This window comes from Primorskyibacter flagellatus (assembly GCF_014638275.1).
Lineage (GTDB): Bacteria > Pseudomonadota > Alphaproteobacteria > Rhodobacterales > Rhodobacteraceae > Pseudooceanicola > Pseudooceanicola flagellatus_A.
In genome coordinates this window covers 2184654-2198127 of record NZ_BMFJ01000001.1, presented here as the reverse complement: position 1 = coordinate 2198127, position 13474 = coordinate 2184654, and the positions used below count along the sequence as shown (strand labels likewise).

Sequence of the window (13474 nt, the reverse complement as noted above, 5' to 3'; positions counted from 1 at the left end):
TTTCCGGCAGAAGAGGCTCGTCCGGGAACTCGAACAAACAAAAAAACAGTCGTGACTGTTTTTTTGATGGAGACAACGGGGCAGCCGCATCTTTTTTCGGCGGAACTGGCGGGGTGGCCTGTCCAATTCGCGGGCCTGACGGGGGACGGCGGGGCAAAGCCGGACCGAAAATGGGCACCGTCCCGACTTGCAGCCGGGTGTGAGTCGGGGGCGCTGCCCCCGTCCTTCGGACTCCCCCGGGATATTTCGGGCAAGGTGAAAGCAGGAACGGGCGCGGGAGGCGATTTGCGTTGTTCTTTCAGACGGTATTGGCCAGAACGGGCAGGGTTGAACGGAGGACGCGATGAGCGACACAATGCTGGCCGTGATTGGCGGATCCGGCCTTTACGAGATCGAAGGCCTTGAAGGCGCGGTCTGGCAGGAGGTATCGACCCCCTGGGGTGCGCCCTCCGACGCGATCCTCACCGGGGTGCTTGACGGGCTGCCCATGGCCTTCCTGCCGCGCCACGGTCGGGGTCATGTGCACAGCCCCACGGATGTGCCTTACCGCGCCAATATCGATGCGTTGAAACAGCTTGGCGCGACCCATGTTCTGTCGGTATCGGCCTGCGGATCGTTCCGGGAAGAGATGAAGCCTGGCGATTTCGTGATCTGCGACCAGTTCATCGACCGCACCGTCGACCGGAAGAAGAGCTTTTTCTCATCGGGCTGCGTCGCCCATGTCTCCATGGCCCATCCTGCCTGCAGGGCGCTCGGCAGGGCCGCGGCTGACGCGGCGCGGACGGCGGGTGTCACGGTGCACGACGGCGGCTGTTACCTGGCGATGGAGGGGCCGCAGTTTTCCTCCCTCGCCGAAAGCCGCATGTATCGTGAGCACTGGGGCGCGGATGTCATCGGCATGACCAACATGCCCGAGGCCAAGCTCGCCCGCGAGGCAGAGCTGCATTACGCCACGGTTGCCATGGTCACCGATTATGACAGCTGGCATCCGGATCACGGAGAGGTCGACGTGACCGAGATCGTGCGCGTGCTGACCGGAAACTCGGCCCGCGCGCGGGAAATGATAGCGGGCATGCCGTCCCGGTTGGACCATCGGTGCGATCAGGCCTGCGACAGGGCCCTGGAATATGCGATCATAACCGCCCCGGACCGCCGCGACCCGGTACTGGTGGCGAAACTCGCGACCGTGGCCGGCCGCGTTCTGGGAGGCTGATGATGGACAGCGTGAAGGACTACATCCGGACGATCCCCGATTTCCCCCACGAGGGGATCATGTTCCGCGACGTGACGACCCTGTTCGCCAGCCCGCGCGGTTTCCGGATGGCCGTGGACCAGCTGGTCGCCCCCTTTGCGGGGCAGCGCATCGACAAGGTCGTCGGGCTGGAGGCGCGGGGCTTCATCCTGGGCGGCGCGGTGGCGCATCAGCTTTCCACTGGGTTCGTACCGGTGCGCAAGGCGGGAAAACTGCCGGGCGCGGTGATCGGAGAGGATTACACGCTGGAATACGGCCAGGCGCGTGTGGAGATCCATGACGACGCCATCGCGGCAGGTGAGCGTGTGCTGATCGTCGACGACCTGCTGGCGACCGGGGGTACCTGCGCCGCGGGGATTTCGCTGGTCGAGCGCCTTGGCGGAGAGATCGCCGGCTGCGCCTTCGTCGTCGATCTGCCGGAGCTGGGCGGGCGCGCGCTACTGGAAAGGCTGGGGATGCCGGTGGTCGCGCTCTGCGCCTTTGAGGGTGCCTGAACGCTCAGCCCTGAGACCGCAGGAACTCCATCACCGGTTCGCGGACCGACTGCAGACCATCCTCGCGCGCCTGTTCGATCACCCCGCGCAGCGCTCCGAGGTCGGTGCGCAGCAGCAGCGATTTCACCGGCCCGATGGAGGCCGGGCGCATCGACAGCGTCCGAAGCCCCATTGCGGCAAGGCACATGGCTTCGACCGGGCGGCCCGCGTCCTCTCCGCAGAAGGACAGGGGGGTGCCGGTTTCCGCACAACGGTCGACGATGTTCTGCACAAAGCTCAGGAACGAAACGTTCAGCGTGTCATAGCGCCGCCGCACCCGTTCGTTTTCCCGGTCCGCCGCGAAGAAGAACTGCTTGAGGTCATTGCCGCCGATCGACAGGAACTGCACCTCTTCGAAGAACCGGCGCGGCGCGAAGGCGAGGGAAGGGGTTTCCAGCATCGCCCCGACCTCCAGCGTTTCCGGCAGGGGGTGGCCGAGGATGCGCTCGCGCTCCAGCGCCTTGTCCATCTCGGCCCGGGCGGCGCGGTATTCATCGTACTGCGCGACGAAGGGGAACATCACCGTCAGCGGCCGTCCGTTGGCCGCGCGCACCAGTGCCTGCAGCTGCATCCGCATCACGCCGGGCTTGTCCAGACCGACCCGGATCGCCCGCCAGCCAAGCGCGGGGTTCGGTTCGTCGGTCGGTTTCATGTAGGACAGCACCTTGTCCGACCCGATGTCGAGCGTGCGGAACACCACCTTCTTGCCGCCGGCGGAATCAAGCACCTTGGAATAGAGCGCCGACAGCTCCGACCGTTTCGGCATCTGGTTGCGGACGAGGAACTGCAGCTCGGTCCGGAACAGCCCGACCCCCTCCGCCCCGGAACTGGCAAGCGAGGGCAGGTCGGCCATGAGCCCGGCGTTCATGACCAGATGCACCCGTTCGCCACAGGCCGATACCGCATCCGTGTCGCGGATGGAGGCGTAGCGCTCCTGCGCCTTGTTCTGCATCGCCAGCTTGTCGCGGAAGGCATTGACGACCTGATCCTCGGCCCTGAGGTGGGCGATGCCGTTGTCCCCGTCGAGCAGGATGTGATCGCCGTTCAGCGCCTCTGTCGTGATGCGTTCGGCATGGATCACCAGCGGGATCGCCAGCGACCTGGCCACGATGGCGGCGTGGGACCCGACGGAACCCTCCTCCAGCACGATGCCGCGCAGGGACCGTCCGTAGTCCAGCAGTTCCGCCGGGCCGATGTTGCGCGCGACGAGGATCGGGTCGGCGGGCATGTCGGCCCCCGTCTCCTTGCCCTGACCCGACAGGATGCGCAGCAGCCGGTTGGACAGGTCGTCGAGGTCATGCATCCGGCCGCGCAGGTAGGGGTCGGTGATCGTCTCCATCCGCGCGCGGGCGGTGGACTGTTCCTTTTCGACCGCCGCCTCGGCGGAAAGACCCCGGGCGACGTCCTCCTCCATCCGGCGTTTCCAGCCCTTGGAGTTGGCGAACATCCGGTAGGTCTCCAGAACCTCCAGCTGTTCCTTGTCATCTCCGGCGATGCCGGTGACCAGCTGGTCGACCACGTCGCGCAACTGGTCCATCGCGGTACTCAACCGCTCACCCTCGCGCACCGGATCGTCGGCGATCGGATTGGTGATGACCACGCGGGGTTCGTGCAGCCAGACACGGCCCTCTGCCGCGCCTTCCTGTCCGGTCAGTCCGCGAAAGACGACAGGCTTGGTGTGCAGTTTCGTCAGGGCCGCGCCCTCACCGACAAAGACGCCCAGCTCCGTCATCTCGGCCAGCACCATTGCGACAACCTCCAGCGCGGTGATCTCGTCCTCGGAAAAGCGACGGGCGGTCTTGGACTGCACCACGAGCACACCGAGCTTTTCGCCAAGCCGCTGGATCGGGACACCCGCGAAGGAGGAATAAATCTCTTCCCCCGTCTCGGGCATGAAACGGAACCCGGGTTCGGTCGGCGCGTCAGGGGTGTTGATGATCCGCCCGGTGCGTCCCACACGACCAACCAGACCTTCGCCAAGCCGCATCCGGGTCTGGTGCACGGCTTCCGCGCGCAGGCCTTCGGTGGCGCAAAGCTCCAGCGTCTCGGCATCGCGGAACAGGTAGACGGAGCATACCTCCGTGCGCATCGAATCGGCGATCAGATGCGTGATCTTGTCCAGCCGTGCCTGCCCGGCCGCGTCCTCGGCCATCGCCGTGCGCAGCCTGGCCAGCAACTGGCGGCTGTCGGTCTGGAAATCGTCGCTCATCCCGCGTGCCGGCCTTTCGTCCCCCTGCGGGCCATGCCTAGACCATTGCGGCGGAAAGCCAAAGGGCCTTTTGCCGGGGCAGGGGGATTGGAACGCGAGTGAGCATTTCGATGGCGGGGGCGCGTGCCGGGCTGAAGCCCGGTCTATGCATGCGGCGCGGTTACACTGCGCGTAGGGCGGGCTTCAGCCCGCCACCACCGCCGAGATGCCGGACCAGCTGCTGTCAGACCTTGTCGAGCTCGAACGCGTCGTGCAGCGCCTGCACCGCAAGTTCCATGTATTTCCGGTCGATCAGGACGGAGATCTTGATCTCCGACGTTGCGATAACCTTGATGTTGATACCCTCGTCCGAGAGCGTCTTGAACATCCGCGCCGCGACGCCCGACTGCGACCGCATGCCGATGCCGACCGCCGACACCTTGGCGACATCCGTGTCCGCGACGAGGTCGTGGAAGTTGATTTCGCCCCGCGCCTTGGCATCGTTCAGCGCCTTTTCCGCCCGCGCGACCTGATCGACGGGGCAGGAGAAGGTCATGTCGGTGCGACCCTCCTCCGCGATGTTCTGAATGATCATGTCGACGTTGATCCCGCCCTCGGCCAGCGGACCGAAGATGGCGGCGGCGATCCCGGGCCGGTCGGCGACCGAGATCAGGGTCATCTTGGCTTCCTCGCGCGAGAACGCGATGCCGGAGACGGGACGGTTTTCCATGATATCCTCCTCGGCACAGACCAGTGTGCCGGCGTCATCTGATTGTTCCTCGAAGGACGAGACCACCCGAAGGCGCACCCCGAACCGCATCGCCAGCTCGACAGAGCGGGTCTGGAGCACCTTGGCCCCGAGCGAGGCGAGCTCCAGCATCTCCTCAAAGGCGATCTTGTCCAGTTTACGGGCCTTGTTCGATACTCGCGGGTCGGTCGTATAGACGCCGTCCACATCGGTATAGATGTCGCAGCGCTCGGCCCCGAAGGCGGCCGCAAAGGCCACTGCCGTGGTGTCGGACCCGCCACGGCCAAGCGTGGTGATCCGCCCCTCTGGGCTGACGCCCTGAAAGCCCGCGACGACGGCGACCTTCATGCCCTCGGCGAACTTCGCGTTGATGTTGTCGGTCGGGATCTCTTCGATCCGGGCCTGGGAATGGGCGGAGTTCGTCTTCAGCGGCACCTGCCAGCCCTGCCAGGAGCGCGCCGGAACGTCCATTTCCTGCAACGTCAGCGCCATCAGCCCGGCGGTCACGTTTTCGCCCGAAGACACGACGGCATCGTATTCCCGCGCGTCGTAGAACTTGGAGGTTTCGTTGACCCAGCCCACAAGTTCGTTGGTCTTGCCGGACATGGCCGAAACGATGACGATCACGTCATAGCCCTTGGCGACCTCCACCCCGACCTTCTTGGCGGCGCGGCGGATGCGGTCCAGCGTGGCGACGGAGGTGCCGCCGAATTTCATGACGAGAACGGGCATCAATCTGTCCCTGACCTGGTTCCGCGGCGGTTTAGAGAGGTGCACGGCAAAGCGCAAGTGGCGCCGAAGAAGGGACAAAGCGCAAGTGGCGCCGAAGAAGGGGCAAAGCGCAAGTGGCGTCGATAACAGGAGCATGGCGCGCAAGGCGCCTGGTCAGAACGGAATGTCCGCTCCGTCCCAGTTCCGGAAACAGCCTGTCGTCGCCGCAGTGAGTTCCTCGAAACGCGCCACAAGCCCCTCGGCCGACTGATCCGCGTCGATTTCGGCCCCTGCGCCGCCCATGTCCGTCCGGACCCATCCCGGATGGTAGGCCCCGACCACGATGCTGTCCCGCGCGAGGTCGCGCGACAGGTTCCGCGCGACGTTCAGCGCCGCCGCCTTGGACGCGCGGTAGATATAGGACCCGCCCGGCGCCCGCGCCTGGCTGCCCATGGCAGAGGAGATGATCGCGATCTTCGCGCCCCCCGACGTTGACGCGGTCCGCCGCAGCGCGGGCAACAGGGCCTGCACGGTCAGGAAGGGCCCCGCGACATTCACCGCCATCGACCGCGCCCAGGTCGCGCAGTCAAAGCCTGTGTCCAGCGACTGCCCCTTGTCCGGGTAGATCCCCGCATTGCAGACCAGCAGGTCCAGCGGCCCGTCCCCGACCGACGCGACGAGGGGGGCGAAGTCGGGGCTCTCTGCCAAATCCAGCGCCACCAGCCCGTTCCCGCCACGGCGCGAGGTTCCCATCACCTCGGCACCCCGAGAGGAATAGGCCGCCATCAGCCGGGCGCCGATGCCCCGGCTGGCACCTGTGATCGCCACCCGCACCGTCAGTGTGCCTTGCGGGTCATCAGGAAGGGAAGGGGTACGACCGATACGCCGTCCTCGATCAGCGCGCGTGCCTCGTCCGCGCGGGCTTCGCCGTGGATGGAACGCGCCTCTGCCTCGCCCTCGTGGATCCGGCGGGCTTCGCGGGCAAAGTCTGACCCGACATAGTCCGACTCCGCCTCGATCCGGCGGCGCAGATCGGCCAGCGCCTGTTCCGCAGCCGTCGCGGGGGTGGAGAGCGGCTTGGCCTGCCCCTTGGACACCCGCGGGGCCATCATGGCCTTGTCGACCGTGGAGGAGCCGCAGACGGCACAGGTCACAAGGCCCTTGCCGTGGAGCGTGTCGAAGGCGTCGGCCGACTGGAACCAGCTGTCGAAACGGTGGTCCCTGTCGCATTTCAGGCTGAACTGGATCATTTTTTTCCCGGTCAATCCCTGTCGCGGAACTGACATATTACATAGCCGTGCATCCGGTCGATGCAAGCCGCCCCGCCGTCCCGGCCATTCGGTCCGCCCGGGTCAGTCCAGCGCGGCAGGATCGAAATCGCGGATCAGCCCGGCCAGGTCGGGCTCGTCCACCTTGCGCGCGGCCTTCTTGCGGCTGAACCACTTGCGGTCGCGTTCGTTCGCCTCGGGGTACTCGGCCTTGAGCAGGCGGACACGCACCGGGAACAGCAACCCGATGCAGGGGATTTCGGACCCGTCCGGCATCAGCTTCATGTAGGTATACTGGCCGAGAGGGTCCGACCACGCGCGCCCGATCACGCCGGCCTCTTCCGCCGCCTCCTGCAGCGCGGCCTCGTGCGGGTCCTTCTTGGCCATCGGCCACCCCTTCGGCACGATCCAGCGTTTCGTGCCCCGGCTGGTGATCAGAAGCACCCGGACCTTGTCGTTCACGATGCGATAGCAGAGCGCCGCGTACTGCGTGCGGATGTCCGTCGCATCGAACTGCGACAGGGCCGGGGGAACCGTAAGTTTCCGCTGAAAGCTCAAGCCCTCTCCTTCGTCCTGCTCCGCCGGATCCATCAAGAATGCACTCGGATCTCTCATGTGATGATTTACTTAATATTCGGTTAACGTGCCGCAGATCCGCGAGTCGGACAACTACTGATAGTGTCTGGCGCGGAATATTCGGGCAGTTGTTGTTGCATGTTGCCGTTTCGCCCCGGGACTACCATCCTCCTCCACCGCAGCATGCAGGACTTCCATTTCCACCGCATTGCGCTAATACATGTGAATGTCGACCTCCGTCCTCAGGGCCTTTTCGGTTCATCTCCTGACCGCCACCGGAGCGGTTTTTGCCATGCTCGCACTTCTCGCGGCGGTGGAACAGAGGTGGGGACACATGTTTCTCTGGCTGGTCGTCGCCTTCGCGGTGGACGGCATCGATGGCCCGCTGGCACGTAAATACGACGTCCGTACCTATGCGCCGCATATCGACGGCGCGCTGCTCGACCTTATCATCGATTACCTGACTTATGTGTTCATCCCGGCCTACGCGCTGTTCCAGTCGGGCATTCTGCCGGGTGTCTGGTCGTGGATCGCACTGTTCGGCATCACCTTTTCAAGCGGGCTCTATTTTGCCGGCAACTGGATGAAGACCTCGGACAACAGTTTCCTCGGCTTTCCCGGCTGCTGGAACATGCTGGTTCTGGTGCTTTTCGCGACCACGCCGCCGCCTGGTGTCATCATACCCGTCATTACCATCCTTGCCGCCGCAATGTTCGCGCCGCTGAAGTTCATCCACCCCGTCAGGACCCGCCGCTGGCGCATGGTGTCGCTGCCGGTGGCGGTGCTGTGGACCGGCTTCGCCGCCTGGGCCGCGCGCGATCACTTCGACCCGGGCGTGATTGGCCAGGTCGGGCTGGTGACGACCTCTCTCTACCTGCTCGGCGCCGGGATCCTGCAACAGCTGTTTCCCCCGCGCGAGGCCTGACTTACCCCGCCCCGCAGCCCCGCAGAAAGACCCGGATGGCCATGTCGCGCCGTGCCCTGACCTCTGCCGGGGACGGGGCAGCCGCCGCCGGATCGAGCAGCCGCTCCATCGGATTGTGAAAGGCCATGTCGCAGAGCATCTCTGCGGCCTCTGTTATGGTGCCTTCGGTCAGGACGATCTCTCCGGCCCCGGCTGCGCGCTCTAGCTCCCGGGTCAGGTTGGCCCGCAGCGCGTCGCGCCCGTTGCGGCACATCGACTGCGCGATGTCGTGATAGAGGTCGACCTTGGCGATGATGGCGCGCAGGAAGTCGATCTTCTTGATCTCCGCCTCGGGCGGGACGTTGAGTGTCAGCAGGATATTCAGCCGGTCTGCCAGCGGCAGGGCACGTTCCTCCGGGGCGAGCGACCGGAAAATCCCGCGCCCCATCTCGGAAATCGCCTCGCCGAGCAGGGCGTTGCGGTTGTCGAACAGGTCGTAAAGAGTCCGCTTGGACATCCCCGCCTCGACCGCGATGGCATCCATGTGGACGGAGTCGAAGGGCGCGCTGTTCAGGAGCTGTTGCGCCGCGGACAGGATCTGCGCCCGCCGGGTCTCCTGATCCATCTGCGGCGGACGACCCCGGCGCGTTGCGGCTGGCGCGGCGGCCCGTCGCGCGGTTCCTTCCGTGTCACCTTTGTCAGCAGCCATTGCGCCAGCTCTCCGCAGTGTGCGTTCCGGTATTTACAAAACTAGCGGGTTTCAATAACTGGTGGCAAGTGGTCTCCTCCGTCACGGCGGAAGTCCGGCCATCCGGCGCGCCGTCCCGACCCGGCGTCCGTCCCTCAGACGTTCAGAGCGGAGCATCCCGATGCCCATGTCCCGACTTGTCAGCCCGCGCACGGCCCTCGCGCTTGCGATCGGCCTCGCCGCAGCCCCGGTGCTGGCGCAGCAGCAGATGCCGCCTTCGCCGGTTACGGTCGTTACGCTGAAGGCCGAGGAGATCACCCTCACCGTGCCGCTGCCCGGTCGCGTCGCCGCCTCGACCGAGGCGGAGGTGCGCCCGCAGGTCAACGGTATCATCCAGGAGCGGCTGTTCACGGAGGGGCGCGCCGTGGAAAAGGGCGATCCGCTCTATCAGATCGACGCGGCGACATATGAAGCGGCGCAGGCCGTGGCCGAGGCCAGCGTCGACCAGGCCCGCGCCGCCCTGAAATCGGCGGAGGTGGAATTCGACCGCCAGACCCGCCTGAAGGAGCGTAACGTCGTCGCGCAGCAGGAACTCGACAGCGCCACCGCGCAGCGCGACAGTGCCGCCGCCGCCGTGAAGGTGGCCGAGGCCAACCTGCTCTCCAGCCAGATCAATCTGGAACGCACGATCATCCGCGCCCCGATCTCCGGCGTCGCCGGCCTGTCGCAGGCGACGCAGGGGGCGCTTGTCACTTCGGGTCAGGCGACGGCACTGACCACAATCCGCACGCTGGATCCGGTCTACGTGGACGTCACCCAGTCCGCAGCCGACATCCTTCGCTGGCGTCGCAGCGGGGCCGCGCCCTCGATGGCGGAGGAGATGTCCTATGACGTCATCCTGACCCTTGCCGACGGCACGGCCTATGAACAGGCGGGCAAGCTGGCTGCCGCCGAACCGCATGTGAAGGAGGAGACCGGCACCATCGTCCTGCGCCTGTCTTTTGCCAATCCCGACCGGTTCCTGCTGCCCGGCATGTACGTGCAGGTGGAAATGCCGCAGGGCACCATCGACAATGCCGTGCGCGTGCCGCAGATCGCGGTCAGCCGCGACCGGCGCGGTCAGCCGACGGCCTATGCGGTGAACGCCGAGAACGTCGTCGAACAGCGAACGCTGACCGTTCTGCAGGACCTTGGAACCGACTGGATCGTCACCGAAGGCCTTGCTGCCGGAGACCGCGTCATCGTGGCGGGCCTGCAGAAGGTCGGGCCCGGCGCGACCGTCAACCCGACGGAGCAGGCAGCGGAGGCACAGGCGTCCGAAGAACAGGCCGCGAAAGGGCAGGGGGCCGAAGCCCGGACCGAAGCCACGGCCGCTGAGGCTGCCCCCGCCGCCTCGGACTGACCGGACCCGCCTGACACCAGCCCCGACCACGCCGCACCAACCGATCAGGACCCGACATGGCCCGTTTCTTCATCGACCGTCCCGTCTTTGCCTGGGTGATCTCGATCCTCATCATGGGCATCGGGCTCCTGTCCATTTCGACCCTGCCGGTGGCCCAGTATCCGCAGATCGCGCCGCCCACGGTGTCGGTCAACGCGGTCTATCCCGGGGCCTCCGCGGAAACCGTCGCCAACACCGTGACACAGACGATCGAACAGCAGCTGACCGGGCTGGACGGCATGCGCTACATGTCCTCCTCCTCGACCTCTTCCGGCACGGCGTCGATCACCCTGACCTTCGAAACCGGCACCGACCCGGACATCGCGCAGGTGCAGGTGCAGAACAAGATTTCCCAGGCCACGGCCCTGCTGCCCGAAGCGGTGCAGCGGCAGGGGGTGACGGTGCAGAAATCCTCCTCCGGCTTCCTGATGGTGATCGCGGTCATCTCCGAAGACGGCAGCATGGATCAGGCGGACCTGTCGGATTACCTGAACTCCAACCTCGTGGACGCCTTCAGCCGCATCGAAGGCGTCGGCGGCACCCAGGTCTTCGGCGCGAAATACGCTATGCGAATCTGGCTGGACCCGTCCAAACTGGCCGCGTTCAACATGACGCCGTCGGACGTGGTGGGTGCGGTGTCGGCGCAGAACGCCCAGATCTCCGCCGGGGCCTTCGGGTCGCTTCCGGCGGTGGACGGGCAGGCCTTCACCGCCACGCTGACCGCTCAATCGCTGCTCCAGACCCCCGACGATTTCAACAACATCATCCTGCGGTCCGAGGCGAACGGCGGGCTTGTCCTGCTCGAAGACGTCGCCCGCGTGGAAATCGGGGCCGAGAACTATTCGACCATCGCCGCCTACAACGGCAAGCCGTCCTCGGGCATGGCGATCCAACTGGCACCGGGGGCCAATGCGCTCGACACCTCCGAGCGGGTGCGCGAGAAGATCGAGGAATACTCCGCCTTCTTCCCCGAGGGCATGACCTACGTCATCCCCTACGACACCACGCCCTTCATCGAGATTTCCATCCACGAAGTGCAGAAGACGCTGATGGAGGCGATTGGCCTCGTCTTCCTCGTCATGCTGCTGTTCCTGCAGAACTTCCGCGCCACGCTGATCCCGACGCTTGCGGTCCCGGTCGTGCTGCTTGGCACATTCGGCATCCTCGCGGCCTTCGGTTACACCATCAACGTGCTGACCATGCTCGCCATGGTGCTGGCCATCGGCCTGCTGGTCGACGACGCCATCGTGGTGGTCGAGAACGTCGAGCGGATCATGGAGGAAGAGGGGCTCGACCCGCGCGAGGCGACCCGCAAGTCCATGGACCAGATCACCGGCGCGCTGATCGGCATCGCGCTGGTCCTGTCGGCGGTGTTCATCCCCATGGCCTTCTTCGGCGGCTCGACCGGCGTGATCTACCGCCAGTTCGCCATCACCATCGTATCGGCCATGACCCTGTCGGTTGTCGTGGCGTTGACGCTGACCCCGGCGCTGTGCGCGACGCTGCTGAAATCCAAGGCGGTACACCATAAAAAACGCGGCCCCTTCGGCTGGTTCAACAAGGGCTTCGACGGGTTGTCGCGTGGTTATGGTGGCACGGTCGGCTATGTCATCAAGCGTCCGCTGCGGATGCTGATGATCTACGCGGTCATGGGCGGCGGCATCGCATGGCTGTTCCTGCAGACCCCGACCGGTTTCCTGCCGGATGAGGATCAGGGGATCATGCTGGCCCTCGTCTCCGGCCCCTCGGGATCGACGGCGGAGAACACGCTGAAGGCCAACGACCAAATGCGGGAATACTTCCTGTCGGCTGAGGCCGAGAACGTGGAGGCGGTCTTCAGCGTCGTGGGCTTCTCCTTCTCCGGCGCGGGACAGAACAACGGGCTCGCCTTCATCCGCATGAAGGACTGGGACGAACGTCCTGGCCCGAACCGCTCGGTACAGGCCATTTCCGGGCGCGCCTTCCCGGTGATGCTGGGCATCCAGGAGGCGATGGTCTTCCCGATCGTCCCCCCGGCGGTGATCGAACTCGGCAACGTTTCGGGCTTTGACTTCTACCTCCAGGCGCAGGGCGGACAGTCGCACGACCAGCTGTTGCAGGCCCGCAACCAGCTGCTCGGCATGGCGGCACAGAGCCCGCTGATCGCCTCTGCCCGGCCGAACGGGCTGGAGGACGCGAGCCAGTTCAAGCTGGACATCGACTGGCGCGCCGCCGGGGCCATGGGCGTGTCGCCAAGCGAGGTCGGCACCACGCTGGCCATCGCCATGGCCGGCACCTACGTCAACGATTTCAACGACAACGGCCGCACCAAGCGGGTCTACGTCCAGGGCGAGGCCACGTCGCGCGCCAACCCCTCGGATCTTCAGAAATGGCGGGTCCGAAACAGCTCCGGCGACCTTGTGCCCTTTTCCAACTTCACTACCGAAAGGTGGGTCTACGGTCCGCAGGGCCTGACCCGCTACAACGGCTCTCCCGCCATGCAGATCCAGGGTTCCCCCGCGCCCGGCGTCTCCACCGGCGAAGCCATGGCCGAGATCGAGCGGCTCGTCTCCCAGATCGACGGCGGCTATTCCGTCGCCTGGACCGGCCTGTCGCTGGAGGAACGCGAAAGCGGTTCGCAGGCGCCGATGCTCTACATGCTCTCGCTCGCCGCGATCTTCTTCTGCCTCGCCGCGCTCTACGAAAGCTGGGCGATCCCGGTGTCGGTCATGCTGGCGATGCCGGTCGGTATCCTCGGCACGCTGGCCTCCGCCTGGTATTTCGGGTTCCAGAACGGCGTATTCTTCCAGGTCGGTCTGCTGACGGTGATCGGCCTGACGGGCAAGAACGCCATCCTGATCGTCGAGTTCGCCCGCGAACAGGTGGACGCAGGCAAGGGTCTGTTCGAGGCCGTCGTCACCGCCGCCCGCCAGCGCTTCCGCCCGATCATCATGACTTCCATGGCCTTCTCTCTCGGCGTGGTGCCGCTGGTCCTGTCCTCGGGCGCGGGGGCGGGCGCGCGTACGGCCGTCGGCACGGCGGTGCTGGGCGGGACGATCACGGGCACGGTGCTGGGCGTTGTCTTTGTCCCGGTCTTCTTCGTGCTGGTCATGCGGATTTTCCGCCGCCGCAGCAGCCTTGCGGCCCAGACGGCCTGAGCGGCGGCGGGAACTGACGCGCACGTAT

11 protein-coding genes are annotated in these 13474 nt (G+C 65.8%); 5 read left to right on the top strand and 6 right to left on the bottom strand.

Annotated features, from left to right (window positions below; genetic code table 11):
• Positions 1-343 precede the first annotated feature (343 nt).
• Both IEV87_RS10880 and IEV87_RS10875 read left to right on the top strand, forming a co-directional pair.
• Positions 344-1213, top strand: coding sequence for an S-methyl-5'-thioadenosine phosphorylase (locus IEV87_RS10880; protein WP_188477699.1), 870 nt, complete (start codon positions 344-346; stop codon positions 1211-1213).
• 2 nt (positions 1214-1215) lie between these two features.
• Complete coding sequence (locus tag IEV87_RS10875; protein ID WP_188477698.1) at positions 1216-1746, top strand: adenine phosphoribosyltransferase; 531 nt, start codon at positions 1216-1218, stop codon at positions 1744-1746.
• 4 nt (positions 1747-1750) lie between these two features.
• On the opposite strand, the gene ptsP is transcribed toward IEV87_RS10875, so the two are convergent.
• From ptsP to IEV87_RS10850, 5 genes are all read right to left on the bottom strand, one after another.
• The gene (gene ptsP / locus IEV87_RS10870; protein WP_188477697.1) at positions 1751-3994 is read right to left on the bottom strand and encodes a phosphoenolpyruvate--protein phosphotransferase; all 2244 of its coding nucleotides are present in this window, start codon (positions 3992-3994) and stop codon (positions 1751-1753) included.
• 223 nt (positions 3995-4217) lie between these two features.
• Positions 4218-5453 (bottom strand): aspartate kinase, encoded by a 1236-nt coding sequence (locus tag IEV87_RS10865; RefSeq protein WP_188477696.1) that lies wholly within the window; start codon positions 5451-5453, stop codon positions 4218-4220.
• Between the two features lie 153 nt (positions 5454-5606).
• The gene (locus IEV87_RS10860) at positions 5607-6266 is read right to left on the bottom strand and encodes an SDR family NAD(P)-dependent oxidoreductase (protein WP_188477695.1); all 660 of its coding nucleotides are present in this window, start codon (positions 6264-6266) and stop codon (positions 5607-5609) included.
• A gap of 2 nt (positions 6267-6268) precedes the next feature.
• Positions 6269-6682 (bottom strand): DUF1178 family protein, encoded by a 414-nt coding sequence (locus IEV87_RS10855; RefSeq protein ID WP_188477694.1) that lies wholly within the window; start codon positions 6680-6682, stop codon positions 6269-6271.
• Positions 6683-6784: 102 nt separating this feature from the next.
• Entirely contained in the window at positions 6785-7258 is a 474-nt protein-coding gene (locus IEV87_RS10850) for an NUDIX hydrolase (protein ID WP_229737532.1), read from the bottom strand.
• Between the two features lie 244 nt (positions 7259-7502).
• Between IEV87_RS10850 and IEV87_RS10845 the strand changes: the two genes are divergently transcribed.
• The gene (locus IEV87_RS10845) at positions 7503-8201 is read left to right on the top strand and encodes a CDP-alcohol phosphatidyltransferase family protein (protein ID WP_188477693.1); all 699 of its coding nucleotides are present in this window, start codon (positions 7503-7505) and stop codon (positions 8199-8201) included.
• Position 8202: 1 nt separating this feature from the next.
• Here the strand turns inward: IEV87_RS10845 and IEV87_RS10840 are convergent, their stop codons facing one another.
• Entirely contained in the window at positions 8203-8889 is a 687-nt protein-coding gene (locus IEV87_RS10840; protein ID WP_188477692.1) for a TetR/AcrR family transcriptional regulator, read from the bottom strand.
• A gap of 160 nt (positions 8890-9049) precedes the next feature.
• Here IEV87_RS10840 and IEV87_RS10835 point away from each other — a divergent pair, with 160 nt between their 5' ends.
• Complete coding sequence (locus IEV87_RS10835; RefSeq protein ID WP_188477691.1) at positions 9050-10270, top strand: efflux RND transporter periplasmic adaptor subunit; 1221 nt, start codon at positions 9050-9052, stop codon at positions 10268-10270.
• Positions 10271-10326: 56 nt separating this feature from the next.
• Positions 10327-13446, top strand: coding sequence for an efflux RND transporter permease subunit (locus IEV87_RS10830; RefSeq protein ID WP_188477690.1), 3120 nt, complete (start codon positions 10327-10329; stop codon positions 13444-13446).
• The last annotated feature ends 28 nt before the right edge of the window (positions 13447-13474 follow it).

Excerpts from the sequence above, each read along its gene's own strand:
- IEV87_RS10880 (WP_188477699.1), top strand. The coding sequence starts at position 344 with ATGAGCGACACAATGCTGGCCGTGATTGGCGGATCCGGCCTTTACGAG.
- IEV87_RS10875 (WP_188477698.1), top strand. The coding sequence starts at position 1,216 with ATGGACAGCGTGAAGGACTACATCCGGACGATCCCCGATTTCCCCCAC.
- ptsP (WP_188477697.1), bottom strand. The coding sequence starts at position 3,994 with ATGAGCGACGATTTCCAGACCGACAGCCGCCAGTTGCTGGCCAGGCTG.
- IEV87_RS10865 (WP_188477696.1), bottom strand. The coding sequence starts at position 5,453 with ATGCCCGTTCTCGTCATGAAATTCGGCGGCACCTCCGTCGCCACGCTG.
- IEV87_RS10855 (WP_188477694.1), bottom strand. The coding sequence starts at position 6,682 with ATGATCCAGTTCAGCCTGAAATGCGACAGGGACCACCGTTTCGACAGC.
- IEV87_RS10845 (WP_188477693.1), top strand. The coding sequence starts at position 7,503 with ATGTCGACCTCCGTCCTCAGGGCCTTTTCGGTTCATCTCCTGACCGCC.
- IEV87_RS10840 (WP_188477692.1), bottom strand. The coding sequence starts at position 8,889 with ATGGCTGCTGACAAAGGTGACACGGAAGGAACCGCGCGACGGGCCGCC.
- IEV87_RS10835 (WP_188477691.1), top strand. The coding sequence starts at position 9,050 with ATGCCCATGTCCCGACTTGTCAGCCCGCGCACGGCCCTCGCGCTTGCG.
- IEV87_RS10830 (WP_188477690.1), top strand. The coding sequence starts at position 10,327 with ATGGCCCGTTTCTTCATCGACCGTCCCGTCTTTGCCTGGGTGATCTCG.